Below are 13,467 nucleotides of genomic sequence, written 5' to 3' on the forward strand. Positions count from 1 at the left end.
TTTTCATGTTGAAACATTTCCTGCGTATGGGCCTGTTGCTCGCTGGTTGGTTACTGATGACCGCTTGCGGCAACGCGGAAAACCCTCGCTTTACGCCACCTGCGGAAAGACCTATGCCAGAATCTAACCAACCCTGGCCGCACAACAGCTTCCTCGTGATTGCCTATCACGATGTGGAAGATGACGGGGCGGACCAGCGCTACATGTCAGTGCGCACCAGCGCGCTCAACGATCAGATGGTCTGGCTTAAGCGCAACGGCTACCGGCCGGTGAGCGTGCAACAGATCCTGGATGCCCGCAACGGCGGCGCGCCCCTGCCGCCGAAAGCGGTGCTGCTGACCTTCGATGACGGCTACAGCAGTTTCTATACCCGCGTCTGGCCGCTGCTGAAAGCCTATAACTGGCCCGCCCTGTGGGCGCCGGTCGGCATCTGGGTCAGCACGCCGGAGAACAAAAAGGTCGACTTCGGCGGCCTGCCGACCGCCCGCGAGAAGTTCGCCACCTGGGATATGGTGCGTGAAGTGAGCCGCTCGCCGCTGGTGGAAATCGGTTCGCATACCTGGGCTTCGCACTATGGCGGCGTGGCTAACCCGCAGGGCAGCTCGCAGCCTGCGGTCGCGAACCGCATGTTCAACAAAAAGACCGGCCAGTATGAGACGGACGAAGAGTTCCGGGCGCGTATCGATAAGGACGTAGCCACCATCACCGCCAAACTCAAGGAAACGACCGGCAAGGCGCCGCGCGCCTGGGTCTGGCCTTATGGCGCGGCCAATGGCGTGTCGCTGTCGATAATCAAAAAGCATGGCTATCAGATGGTGTTCACCCTTAACGAGGGCCTTGGCAACGTCAACAACCTCGACAGCATTCCGCGCTATCTGGTGTCGGGCAACCCGTCTATCAACAACTTCGCCAACGCGGTTATCGACGCGCAGGAGCCGAATAAAATGCGGGTGATGCACGTGGACCTGGACTACGTCTACGACAAGGACCCGAAACAGCAGCAGAAGAACATCGACAAGCTTATCCAGCGCGTCTTTGACATGAAGATAAGCCACGTTTTCCTGCAGGCTTACGCGGACCCGACCGGCGACGGCACCGTCAAAGAGCTCTACTTCAAGAACCGCTGGCTGCCGGTGCGTTCCGATCTCTTTAACTTCCTGGCCTGGCAGTTGCAAACTCGCGGCGGCGTGAAGGTGTACGCCTGGATGCCGGTGCTGGCTTTCGATCTCGATAAATCCCTGCCGCGCGTGCAGGTCTGGGACACGGAAAGCGGCACCGCGAAAGTGGACCCGAAACAGTATCAGCGTCTTTCGCCGTGGAACCCGGTGGCGCGCCAGCGCATCACTGAAATCTATGAAGACCTGGCCCGTTATTCCAACTTCAACGGCGTGCTGTTCCATGACGACGCGCTGCTGACGGACTTTGAAGACGCCAGCCCGGACGCCATGGCGGCGTACCACAAGGCGGGCTTTAAAGGGACGATTACGGACATTCGCAACAACCCGCAGGAGTTTGAACGCTGGACGCGTTACAAGAGCCGGGAACTTATCGACTTTACGAAATCGTTAACCGAGACCGTGCGCACGATTCGCGGCCCGCAAGTCAGAACGGCGCGCAATATCTACGCCATGCCGGTGCTGGATCCGAAAAGCGAATCCTGGTTCGCGCAGAACCTGAATGACTTCCTTACCACCTATGACTGGACGGCGCCGATGGCGATGCCGCTGATGGAAGGCGTGCCGCTCAACGAAAGCAACGCCTGGCTCGAGAAGCTGGTGCATGCGGTGGCGGAACATCCGGGCGCGTTAAACAGAACCGTTTTTGAATTGCAGGCGCGCGACTGGCGCAAACAGGAAAATCACGCGGAAATCAGCGGCGATCAGCTGAAAGAGTGGATGCAACAGCTCCAGATGAGCGGCGCCTTCAACTTTGGCTACTACCCCGATGATTTCATTAACGATCAACCTGAGATGTCCGAAGTTCGACCGGCATTCTCCGCATACTGGTACCCGCAAAAATGACCGATCGCATCATAGCTTTTTTAATTCTGTGCCTGGTGTTCAGTATCCCGCTGGGGGTCGCCGCTATCTTCACGGGTGAAGTGATGCTGAACTTCGTTTTCTTCTGGCCGCTGTTTATGTCTGCATTGTGGATTACGGGCGGGCTTTACTTCTGGTTTTACCGGGAGCGCAAGTGGAAATGGGGCGACGACGCGCCGCCGCCGGAGCTGCCGGGCAACCCGCTTATCTCCATTCTCATCCCTTGCTACAACGAAGGGCTGAACGCGCGGGAGACTGTAGAGGCGGCGCTGGCGCAGCGTTACGCCAATACGGAAGTCATCGCCATTAACGATGGCTCGAAGGACAACACCGCCGACGTGCTTAACCAGCTGGCGGAAGAGTATCCGCGGCTGCGCGTGATTCACCTGGCGGAAAACCAGGGCAAAGCGGTGGCGCTGAAAACCGGCGCGGCGGCGGCCCGCAGTGAGTATCTGGTCTGCATCGACGGCGACGCGTTGCTGGACCGCGATACCGCCGCTTACATGGTGGCGCCGCTGCTGCAACATCCGCGCGTCGGCGCGGTGACGGGCAACCCGCGCATTCGCACCCGCTCAACGCTTGTGGGCCGCGTGCAGGTGGGCGAGTTCTCCTCAATTATCGGCCTTATCAAACGCACCCAGCGTATCTACGGCCAGGTCTTTACCGTCTCTGGCGTGATTGTCGCCTTCCGCCGCCGCGCGCTGGCGGAAGTGGGCTACTGGAGCCCGGATATGATCACCGAAGATATCGACATCAGCTGGAAGCTGCAGTTGCGTCACTGGTCGATATTTTTTGAACCGCGCGCGCTGTGCTGGATCCTGATGCCGGAGACCATGAAAGGGTTGTGGAAGCAGCGTCTGCGCTGGGCGCAGGGCGGCGCGGAAGTGTTCCTGGTCAACATGCGTCGCCTGTGGTCGTGGGAATACCGTCGCATGTGGCCGCTGTTTGCCGAGTTTTGTCTTTCGACAACGTGGGCGTTTGCCTACGCCGCCAGCATCGTGCTTTTCGTGCTGGGCTTTATTTTCCCGCTGCCCGATTCACTTCTCATCCAGCGGTTGTTCCCGCCAGAGTTCACCGGGTTAATTCTGGCCGTGGTCTGTTTGCTGCAGTTTATGGTGAGCCTGCTCATTGAGCGACGCTATGAGAAGAACATTGGCGCTTCACTGTTCTGGGTTATCTGGTTCCCGGTGGTGTACTGGATGTTAAGCCTGTTCACCACGCTGGTCGCCTTCCCGAAAGTGATGCTTAAACGCCAGCGCGCCCGCGCGCGTTGGGTCAGCCCCGATCGTGGTATAGGGAGGATCTAGTGATGATGCAGCCGTTAATTTTCACCGAGCAGCGCCTTGCGCCGCGCGTATTCGACGTCCTGTTGACGATTCTGGCCTGGGCGGCATTTACTTACCTTATCTATTTTGATCTGATGAAAGAGTTAATGCTGCCTGCGACAACCGGACCGCGTCCGTTTTACGCCACGCTTGGCACCATCGCTATCTATATTCTGATGGCGATGCTTAACGGCGTCGCGCTGCTTATCTGGGCAAAATACAACCAGTTTCGCTTTCGCGTGGAGCGGCGCAAACGCCGCCCTGACCTTGAGCATGAAGAGGTCGCGGAGAGCTTCCAGATAACGCCAAAACTGGTTACGGAGATGAACAAAGGACGCGTTCAGACGGTGTTTCACGACGACCACGGCGGCATCGACCATGTGGAAGTCAACCGCGCTATCGGCGAAAGCCTGTTGCCGGCGCCGACCGAGCAAGGCAGGCTCCCTCTGCTGCCCGCCGGCGAAACGGTGCCGGCTTCGCTGGTGGAAGAGGACCGGCTGCACTGAGTCAGAAGATAAAGGCAGAAGATAAAAAAAAGCCGACGCATGCGTCGGCTTTTTTATGGGTCAGGCGTTAGCGCTTTTCCGCGTTCTCATCCTGGTCTACCGCGAAGCAGGCCACCAGTTGCCCGCCGTAGCTCTTCAGCGCCGGCTGGATCTGGGTGCAGGTGCCAAAGCGGCGACGGCAGCGAGCGTTAAAGGCGCAACCCGGCGGCGGGTTGAGCGGGCTTGGCAGCTCGCCGGTCAGCTTTATGCGCTCGCGACGATCGTCCGGGTTCAGACGCGGCGTGGCGGACAGCAGCGCCTGGGTGTACGGATGACGCGGGTTATTGAAGATTTGGTCTTTCGTCCCTTTCTCTACGCAGCGGCCTAAGTACATCACCATCACTTCATCAGCGATATGCTCCACCACCGAGAGGTCGTGAGAAATAAAGACGTAGGAAAGTCCCAGGTCCTGCTGCAAATCCATCATCAGGTTCAGCACCTGCGCGCGTACGGACACGTCCAGCGCCGAGACCGGTTCGTCCGCAATCACCACGTCCGGGTCCAGCATCAGCCCGCGGGCGATAGCGATACGCTGACGCTGACCGCCGGAGAACATGTGCGGATAGCGGTCGTAGTGCTCGGTTTTAAGCCCTACTTTCGCCATCATCGCCAGCGCTTTCTCGCGGCGCGCCTCTTTACTCATATCGCTGTTGATAAGCAGCGGCTCTTCCAGAATCTGCCCCACTTTTTTGCGCGGGTTCAGCGAACCGTACGGGTTCTGGAAGACAATCTGAATTTTCTGGCGGCGCAGCTTTTGCGCCTGCGGATCGTGCTTGAGCAGATCCTGCCCCTGATAGTAAAGCTCGCCGCCGGTCGGCGTTTCGATCATCGTGAGCAGGCGGCCCAGCGTCGATTTGCCGCAGCCCGATTCGCCGACCACGGCCAGCGTTTTGCCGCGCTCAAGGGTGAACGACACGCCGTCCAGCGCTTTCACCAGACGCTCCGGGGCGAAGAAGCCTTTCTTCACCGGATAGTGTTTTTTCAGATCGATAGCCTGCAGCAGCGGCTGCGGCTGTAAGGTGGCCTCATGCGTGCTCATAATTTGTCGGCCTCCCGGCATCATCGAGTGGATAGTGGCATTTCGACTGGCGACCGTTGTCCACCAGGTTCAGGCCCGGTTCTTCAACGCGGCAGCGTTCCGTGGCGTACGGGCAACGCGGGTTCAGCAGACAACCCGTCGGGCGGTCATATTTGCCCGGCACCACGCCCGGCAGCGAGGCCAGACGCGCTTTGTCCTGCGCGAATTCCGGCAGCGCGCGCAGCAGCGCCTGCGTGTAAGGGTGGCGCGGCGCGCGGAAAATATCTTTCGCCTCGCCCGTCTCCACCACCTGGCCTGCGTACATCACGATGATTTTGTGCGCCGCTTCGGCCACCAGCGCGAGGTCATGGGTGATAAGCACCAGCGCCATGTTCTCTTTTTGCTGAAGCTCCAGCAGCAGCTCGATGATTTGCGCCTGGATGGTCACATCCAGCGCGGTGGTCGGTTCGTCGGCAATCAGCAGCTTCGGCTGGCAGGCGATGGCCATCGCTATCATCACGCGCTGGCTCATCCCGCCGGAGAGCTGGTGCGGGTAGACATCCAGACGCGACGCCGGGTCCGGAATGCCGACCTGGTTTAACAGGTCGATAGCCCGCTGGCGGCGGGTTTTCTTGTTGCCGCCCTGATGCACCTTGATGGCTTCCATAATCTGGTAGCCCACGGTGTAGCAGGGGTTCAGGCTGGTCATCGGGTCCTGGAAAATCATCGCCACTTCGGCGCCCACCAGGTTGCGGCGCTCTTTTTCAGAGATGCGCTTTAAGTCCTGGCCGTTAAATGCCAGGTTATCGGCCATCACGCGGCCGGGGTAATCAATCAGGCCCATAATGGCGAGCGAGCTGACCGACTTCCCTGAGCCGGATTCGCCGACGATGCCCACCACTTCACCCTGCTTCACACTGTAGCTTATGCGGTCTACGGCGCGGAACGGCGCGTCTTCGTCGCCGAAGTGCACCGATAATTTATCTACATTCAATAACGCCATCTCGTGCCTCTTTACTGCTTGAGTTTGGGGTCGAGCGCGTCGCGCAAGCCGTCGCCCATCAGGTTAAATGCCAGCACCGTCAGCAGAATAGCGAGACCCGGGAAGGTCACTACCCACCAGGCGCTCTGCGCAAACTGCAACACGTCGGAGAGCATCGTGCCCCACTCCGGCGTCGGCGGTTGCGCACCCATGCCAAGGAAGCCAAGGGCGGCCATGTCGAGAATGGCGTTGGAGAAACCGAGCGACGCCTGAACAATCAGCGGCGCAAGGCAGTTGGGGAAAATGTTGACGAACATCTGGCGCATGGCGCCTGCGCCCGCCACGCGGGAGGCGGTCACATAGTCGCGGTTCACTTCCACCAGCACTGCGGCGCGGGTTAAACGCACATAGTGGGGGAGCGCCACAAAGGTGAGCGCCAGCGACGCGTTGACTATCGACGGACCGAAAATCGCCACCAGCACCAGCGCGAGCAGCAGGCTCGGCAGCGCCAGCATGATATCAACCACGCGCATGATGATGACATCCACCACGCCGCCGAAGTAACCGGCGATAAGTCCAAGCACGATGCCCATGATGAGCGACAGCACCACCACCAGGCAGCCTACCAGCAGCGACAGGCGCGCGCCGTACATCAGACGCGAGAGTGTATCGCGGCCTACGTCATCGGTGCCGAGGATATGCGCCCAGCTGCCGCCGTCCTGCCACACCGGCGGCGCGAGCAGCGCGTCGCGGAACTGGTCGGCGGGGTTATGCGGCGCCAGAAAGTTGGCGAACACAGCGATAATAATCATCACCACGACGTAGACCAGGCCTACTACCGCGCCTTTGTTGCGCTTGAAGTAGTGCCAGAATTCCTGCATCGGCGTCATCGGCACCGGGGCCGCAACGGCTTTGTTTTCTGTAACTTGAGACATGATGGCCCCTTACTTCTTGTGACGTATACGCGGGTTCACCACGCCGTACAGCAGATCGACCAGCAGGTTGACGAGAATAATCATCGTCGCCACCAGCAGCACCCCGCCCTGCACCACCGGATAATCGCGGCGTTGCAGCGCGTCAATCAGCCAGCGGCCAAGACCCGGCCAGGAGAAAATCGTCTCGGTGAGGATAGCGCCCGCCAGTAGCGTGCCGACCTGCAAACCGATAACCGTGACGACCGGCAGCATGGCGTTGCGCAGCGCATGCACCACAATCACGCGCATGCGGGTTAACCCTTTAGCGCGCGCGGTGCGGATGTAGTCCTCGCCCAGCACTTCCAGCATGGAGGAGCGCGTCATACGCACGATGACCGCCAGCGGAATGGTGCCCAGCACAATGGCGGGCAGGATCATGTGCGCCAGCGCATCGATAAAGTTGCCTTCCTCGCCCCAGATAGCGGTGTCTATCAGCATAAAGCCGGTGAGCGGGTTCGTGTCGTCGAGGAACACCATGTCGCTGACGCGCCCGGAAACCGGCGTCAGGTTCCACTGCACCGACACCAGCATGATAAGCATCATGCCCCACCAGAAGATAGGCATGGAGTAACCGGTGAGCGACAGACCCACGGCGGTATGGTCGAAAATAGAGCCGCGCTTCACGGCCGCCAGAACCCCAACCGGGATACCGACCGCAACGGCGAAAATCATGGCGCAAATGCCAAGTTCCAGCGTTGCTTTGAAACGCGGAACGAACTCTTCCCACACCGGCAGGCGGCTTTTCAACGAGACGCCTAAATCGCCGTGCAATACGCCCCAGATGTAATTGAGGTACTGCTGCCACAGCGGCTTGTTCAGGCCCAGTTCAGCCAGCAGCTGCGCATGGCGCTCGGGGGAAATGCCACGTTCGCCCGCCATGATCATCACCGGGTCGCCGGGGATCATATGGACGAAGGCAAAAGTGAGAAGGGTAATACCGATAAACGTCGGAATGACAAGCCCCAGACGTCGGAGGATGAACTGCAACATAACCCGGATTCTCTGTAATGACGCACGGCCTGGTGACAGTACGTCTGTATTGCTCACAAATGTGTTTCACGCTCCCGTTCGGGAGGGAATACACCCTTCCCCTCCCCCGCCAGGAAAGGGGCGGGTGAGGAGGCGGATTTCGCCGCGGCTCCCCACCCCGCCCCTCGCCCGGTCAGGGAGAGGGAGTCGGGTATCTTACTTGCTTATTATTCGACAGATACGTTTTCGAAGTGGTGTTTACCCAGCGGGTCCACAACGTAGCCTTTGACCTCTTTACGCACCGGCTCATAAACGGTGGAGTGAGCGACAATCAGCGCAGGCGCCTGGTCATGCATCACTACCTGAGCCTGTTTGTAAAGCTCGATACGCTTGTTGTGGTCGTCGGTGGCGCGCGCCGGCTGAATCAGATCTTCAAACGGCTTGTAGCACCAGCGGGAGTAGTTGGAACCATCTTTCGCCGCGTCGCAGCTAAACAGCGTGGCGAAGAAGTTATCCGGATCTCCGTTGTCGCCGGTCCAGCCCATCATCACCGCCTGGTGTTCGCCCGCTTTCGCGCGCTTGAGGTATTCACCCCACTCATAGGTCACGATTTTGGCCTGAACGCCGATTTTCGCCCAGTCAGACTGGATCATCTCCGCCATGCGGCGCGCGTTCGGGTTGTACGGACGCTGTACCGGCATCGCCCACAGCTCAACGGTAAAGCCTTTATCCTGGCCCGCTTCTTTCAGCAGCGCTTTTGCTTTCTCAACGTCGTAAGTGTAGTCCTTAACGTCGTCGTTATAGCCCCACATGGTCGGCGGGATCAGGTTTTTCGCGGCAACGCCCGCGCCCTGGTATACCGCTTTGATGATGGCTTCTTTGTTCACCGCGTAAGTCAGCGCCTGACGCACTTTCACGTCGTCAAACGGCTTCTTCTCGGTGTTGAAGGAGAGATAGCCCACGTTCAGGCCGGCCTGCTCCATCAGATTGATGTTTTTGTCCTGCTTCATGCGGGCGATGTCGGCCGGGTTGGGGTACGGCATCACCTGACATTCATTTTTCTGCAGCTTGGCATAACGCACGGAAGCGTCCGGCGTGATAGAGAAGACCAGACGGTCGATCTTCGGCTTAGTGCCCCAGAAGCCTTCAAACGCTTTGTAGAGAATGCGCGAATCTTTCTGGTATTGCAGCAGCTGGAACGGACCGGTGCCGATCGGGTTCAGGTCAACTTTCTCCGGCGTACCGGCTTTCAGCATGTTGTCGGCATATTCTTTGGAAAGAATCGACGCGAAGTCCATGGCGAGGTCAGCCAGGAACGGCGCTTCCGGACGGGTCAGCACGAACTGAACGGTGGAGTCGTCCACTTTTTTCACTTCGGAAATGAGCGCCGGCAGGCCCATGCCTTCAAAGTACTCGTAGCTGCCGCCAGAAACTTTATGGTACGGGTTCTGATCGTTTTTCTGACGGTCAAAAGAGAAGACGACGTCGTCGGCGTTGAAATCGCGCGTCGGTTTGAATTCTTTATTGTCCTGCCACTTCACGCCTTTGCGCAGGTGGAAGGTGTACGTTTTGCCGTCCTCGCTGACTTCCCACTTCTCAGCCAGGCCCGGAATGATTTCGGTGGTGCCGGTTTTGAATTCTACCAGGCGGTTATAAATTGGCACTGAGCTTGCGTCATAGGTGGTGCCAGAGGTAAAGAGCTGTGGGTTAAAGCCTTCCGGCGAGCCTTCTGAACAGTAAACCAGGGTTTTTGCCTGTACGCTTGCTGCAACGGTCATGGCTACCAGGCTCAGACCAAACTTCAGCATCCCTGACTTTTTCAAGGAAATACTCATTCTTCTGCTCCAATGTGGTGGGTGTTGTGTTATCCGTCAGACCTTTTTTTGTTTTTTACCCGGTCCGATCGGGGTGCCCGCTGGGCGTTGTGAGGATGGGGATTCCTTTCGTAAGGTTGACCAGGAAGCAGTGCATTTTGTCCGTAAAGGGCCCCTCACGCCCTACAATCTGTCAACAGATTAGGAAAACGTCAATACAGGTCACCGGGATTTACAAGCGGGGTGAGAAACCGCAAACAAAGATTAAAAAAAGTTCAAGCCGCTATTTCCAGCAGGGAAATTTATGCTACTGCCCTGATGCCAGAATAATCCTCTTAATAATTTTCAACATCCAGCGGTTATGATTTGCGCCATTTCTGTAAAATTAGTGGCGAGCTGGCGAAGTAATGAACGATTCATGCTGTAAACGCGTAGGGGTTCAGCTAAAAATGCTGGCAGCATCTATAAGCGGAGGGAAAAGTATCCACCCTTTTTCATAACTATTTTCAATGGAATATCTCACAAAACCGTCAGAGCGCCGCAAAAAATAGAGCCTCTCGTCGCCATCTGCCGTTTGGTTAAAAACTGCTTTTTATGAACGGATGCGTTGCGTGCTGGCGCGTTGGACTAAAAGATAAAAGAAACAAAAATAGCGTATTTAAAACGAGGCTTTTTTAGCCCTGTTTAAATAACGCAAATAATCTGGCAAATAGCGTTTATAAAAAAAGAGAATTGAAATGAATTTTTCGCGCTTAAGTCTCGCCGCCTGTTTTATTGGCGGTTTTATTCGCCGCTTGTGATAAAAGCGCGAACGTTAAATGCAAAAAAGCCTGCTCGTTGAGCAGGCTTTTCGAATTTGGTCGGTGCCAGAGGATTACACGTCACTGCGTGACGCGCCCTGCGGGCCGTTGCACAAGCAACGTTCTCTCGCTGCGCTCGAGTCGAACCTCCACCCCCGGAGGTTCTCATCCTCGCAGGCGTTAAATGCAAAAAAGCCTGCTCGTTGAGCAGGCTTTTCGAATTTGGTCGGTGCCAGAGGATTACACGTCACTGCGTGACGCGCCCTGCGGGCCGTTGCACAAGCAACGTTCTCTCGCTGCGCTCGAGTCGAACCTCCACCCCCGGAGGTTCTCATCCTCGCAGGCGTTAAATGCAAAAAAGCCTGCTCGTTGAGCAGGCTTTTCGAATTTGGTCGGTGATAGAGGATTCGAACCTCCGACCCCTTCGTCCCGAACGAAGTGCGCTACCAGGCTGCGCCAATCACCGAATGCGGGGCGCATATTACTGCCGTGCTACCCCAGCGTCAATACCTTATTTCAAAAAGCCACGCGATCGCCTGGAAAGCCAGCGCCGCTGGCTATTTCTGCGTCGCGGGAGCGCGGCACCAGTTGTTGTTCTGGTCGATTCCGCCGTCCGGCGAGGTGTAACCCAGGCACCCCATAATGGTGTCGTAAAGCTCGACGTGGCGGTGCGCGGTCTTATCCTGCGCCTGCTTTTTAAGCTGGGCGAAAGCGCGCGCGTGCTCCGGCTCCGCCAGATAGCTATCGGACATCCAGACCATCATCGGCACGCGGAACTGTTCCGGCGGCGCAATGTTGCGCGGCGTGCCGTGCAGATGCTCTTTCTCGTTAATCGATTCGCCATGGTCGGCGGCGTAAAAGACGATGGCCTTCTTATCGCGCACCTGGTCAATCACCTTCGAGATAAAGCTGTCAACATAGAGCACCGAGTTATCGTAGGCGTTAATCAGCTCCTGCTTGCTGCACTTGCTGTCTACGCCCATGCACTCCGGCTGCCAGCGAGCGAAGCTGCGCGGATAGCGCTGCACATAGTTATAGTGCGACCCTTTGGTATGCAAAATAACGATGTGCTTGCCTTTCTGATGCTCACTCAGCGAGTTTTGCATCTCTTCCACCAGCAGCATGTCATCGACCTGCTTGCCGCGGTTACGCGGCTCGGCGCCAATCTGCTCGCGGTACGAAATGTTATCCGCCATGGTGTTGCTGTAGAACCACATCTCGCTCTGCATGGCATAGAGATCGGAGCTAAAACCGAGCTGCTTAAGCACGGCGAAAACGTTTTGCTCTTTCAGGGTGCGCTGCGGGTTATCTTCCGCTCCGCCTTCGCGCACAAACATGCAGCGCAGGGAGAGCTTGGTCGCCGTATCGCACGACTCGCCGCGGAACGCCGCCAGGTTTTTCTCCTGCGCGAGTTTCGGCGTGGTGTCGCGGTCGTAACCGAGCATGCCCATGTGATCCCAGCGCGTGGTTTCACCAATAATGAACACGACGTACGTATCATCAATGCCTTTTGGGGCGTCGTACGTAAATTTCTTCGCCGGGTTCATCAGTGATTTATTGTCGCTTGATTCATCCACCTGCGCCCAGGCGTACAAACCCAGCGCTGAAAGCCAGTTAGAGGGCAGGTAGGAGTTCGCTACCACGCCGCCGTAGCTCGGCATATCCACGCCAGAGGTACGTTCCACATTTTTTTGATGCAGGTCGAGCAGGCGAATCGGCGCCCAGACCAGCACGCCTGCCACCACCACCACAATGGCGCTGCGCAAACGCTGCTCACGGCTGCGCAGCTGGCGTAACAGAGTAAAGCTGCAGCGGTTGCGCCAGATAAGCACCATCGGCAGCGCGCTGACGGCAATCATCCAGACGAAGAACTGCCAGCCCACCACCTCTTTTGAGAGGTCGATATCCGTGGTCATTACCGAGGCGATGATGCCATAGCCAATCACCACGTTCAGGAACGTCATGTAATAACTGGCGGCGGCGGAAAACAGCACGATAAGCGTTGTCAGAATACGCCATACGCGCCGGCCAAATAAGGAAAGCACGCGTAGCAGGAAAAAGGTGACTAAAACGGTCGCGAACAGCTCGACCACGGCGGAAATTCCCTTCCAGGCAGTGAAATCCTGCGCATATCCATCAAAGCGACGGTAAAACACCGCGCAGTTGAAAAAAAGACCAATATAGAGCGCGAGCAGAAAGCTGACTTTCTGCTGCGTCATAGAGAGGATATATCTCATGCAAGCCGCCCCGGCAACACAGGTGCAATAACGCTTTCCCTCGTTCAAAGAGAAAACTCATTCGTAAAAAACAAGAGGAATCGACAGATTCTTATCTCAGACGTGCGCTAGTAGACCATAGCGGCGGGAAAAAGTTAGAAAAATTACACGGGCAGACCCGGATATTTACAAAATACCCGGGCCGGAAACAGGCTGTCACAAACGGTCAAGAAGTAAGCAAGTCAGGTGATGACGTTGAGCTTCACATCAATATTGCCGCGAGTGGCGTTGGAATACGGGCAGACGATATGCGCCTTTTGCACCAGCGCTTCCGCTTCGCTCCGCTCCATACCCGGCAGATGAATATCCAGCTGCGCTTCAATGCCAAAACCGGTCGGCAAGGGGCCGATGCCTACCTGACCTTCGATAAAGGCATCCTGCGGCACGGTTTTCTTCTCCTGCGCGGCGACATGCTTCAGCGCGCCCAGGAAGCAGGCGGAGTACCCTGCCGCAAAAAGCTGCTCGGGGTTAGTCACCTGGCCGCCCATACCGCCCATCTCTTTCGGCACGCCAAGCTTCACGTCAAGTACGCCATCATCAGAGGTTGCACGACCGTCACGGCCACCGGTCGCTTTCGCTTTGGCGCGGTAGACCACTTTTTCTAAGGACATGGCTTTCTCCTTCTGTTGTGAGTGTTATCAAAGGATAGACGCAATGCGCCGGGGTCTTGTTAGCCGTGACAAATAAAAAAGCCGCCACGCAGGCGCGGCGGCATGGGTCAGGAC

The 13,467-nt window shown here is 57.3% G+C and carries 10 protein-coding genes, 1 tRNA gene and 2 other RNA genes; 3 read left to right on the top strand and 10 right to left on the bottom strand.

Translation table 11 applies throughout. The annotated features are described in order from the left end of the window. Nucleotides 1-5 precede the first annotated feature (5 nt). From pgaB to pgaD, 3 genes are read left to right on the top strand one after another with little or no spacing between them, the layout of a single operon-like run. Entirely contained in the window at nt 6-2,021 is a 2,016-nt protein-coding gene (gene pgaB, locus ACU4F7_RS20975) for a poly-beta-1,6-N-acetyl-D-glucosamine N-deacetylase PgaB (protein ID WP_481637699.1), read from the top strand. After that, nucleotides 2,018-3,346 (top strand): poly-beta-1,6-N-acetyl-D-glucosamine synthase, encoded by a 1,329-nt coding sequence (pgaC, locus tag ACU4F7_RS20980; RefSeq protein ID WP_029590667.1) that lies wholly within the window; start codon nt 2,018-2,020, stop codon nt 3,344-3,346. Before pgaB ends, pgaC begins: the two co-directional genes overlap by 4 nt. Nucleotides 3,347-3,348: 2 nt before the next feature. Beyond that, entirely contained in the window at nt 3,349-3,870 is a 522-nt protein-coding gene (gene pgaD / locus ACU4F7_RS20985; RefSeq protein ID WP_481637700.1) for a poly-beta-1,6-N-acetyl-D-glucosamine biosynthesis protein PgaD, read from the top strand. A 67-nt stretch (nt 3,871-3,937) separates the two neighbouring features. Here the strand turns inward: pgaD and dppF are convergent, their stop codons facing one another. From dppF to ACU4F7_RS21035, 10 genes are all read right to left on the bottom strand, one after another. Further along, nucleotides 3,938-4,948 carry a dipeptide ABC transporter ATP-binding subunit DppF gene (dppF, locus tag ACU4F7_RS20990; RefSeq protein ID WP_024557840.1) on the bottom strand — a complete coding sequence of 337 codons (1,011 nt, stop codon included), beginning with the start codon at nt 4,946-4,948 and terminating at the stop codon, nt 3,938-3,940. Beyond that, nucleotides 4,935-5,930, bottom strand: a complete 996-nt coding sequence (gene dppD / locus ACU4F7_RS20995; RefSeq protein WP_029590670.1) for a dipeptide ABC transporter ATP-binding protein — start codon at nt 5,928-5,930, stop codon at nt 4,935-4,937. The genes dppF and dppD overlap by 14 nt, the downstream gene beginning before the upstream one ends. Before the next feature lie 11 nt (nt 5,931-5,941). Beyond that, nucleotides 5,942-6,844 (bottom strand): dipeptide ABC transporter permease DppC, encoded by a 903-nt coding sequence (gene dppC, locus ACU4F7_RS21000; protein ID WP_024557838.1) that lies wholly within the window; start codon nt 6,842-6,844, stop codon nt 5,942-5,944. A gap of 9 nt (nt 6,845-6,853) precedes the next feature. Continuing rightward, nucleotides 6,854-7,873, bottom strand: a complete 1,020-nt coding sequence (gene dppB / locus ACU4F7_RS21005) for a dipeptide ABC transporter permease DppB (protein WP_481637701.1) — start codon at nt 7,871-7,873, stop codon at nt 6,854-6,856. Between the two features lie 206 nt (nt 7,874-8,079). Further along, the gene (gene dppA / locus ACU4F7_RS21010) at nt 8,080-9,687 is read right to left on the bottom strand and encodes a dipeptide ABC transporter periplasmic-binding protein DppA (protein ID WP_029590673.1); all 1,608 of its coding nucleotides are present in this window, start codon (nt 9,685-9,687) and stop codon (nt 8,080-8,082) included. A gap of 836 nt (nt 9,688-10,523) precedes the next feature. Beyond that, nucleotides 10,524-10,657, bottom strand: a non-coding RNA gene (locus tag ACU4F7_RS21015) — RtT sRNA. A gap of 32 nt (nt 10,658-10,689) precedes the next feature. Next, nucleotides 10,690-10,823, bottom strand: a non-coding RNA gene (locus ACU4F7_RS21020) — RtT sRNA. A gap of 32 nt (nt 10,824-10,855) precedes the next feature. Further along, nucleotides 10,856-10,932 (bottom strand) — tRNA-Pro (locus ACU4F7_RS21025). 91 nt (nt 10,933-11,023) lie between these two features. After that, nucleotides 11,024-12,703 carry a kdo(2)-lipid A phosphoethanolamine 7''-transferase gene (eptB, locus tag ACU4F7_RS21030; protein ID WP_481637702.1) on the bottom strand — a complete coding sequence of 560 codons (1,680 nt, stop codon included), beginning with the start codon at nt 12,701-12,703 and terminating at the stop codon, nt 11,024-11,026. Nucleotides 12,704-12,924: 221 nt separating this feature from the next. Continuing rightward, nucleotides 12,925-13,353, bottom strand: a complete 429-nt coding sequence (locus tag ACU4F7_RS21035) for an organic hydroperoxide resistance protein (protein ID WP_029590674.1) — start codon at nt 13,351-13,353, stop codon at nt 12,925-12,927. Nucleotides 13,354-13,467: the final 114 nt, after the last annotated feature.

This window comes from Franconibacter pulveris (genome assembly GCF_056780215.1).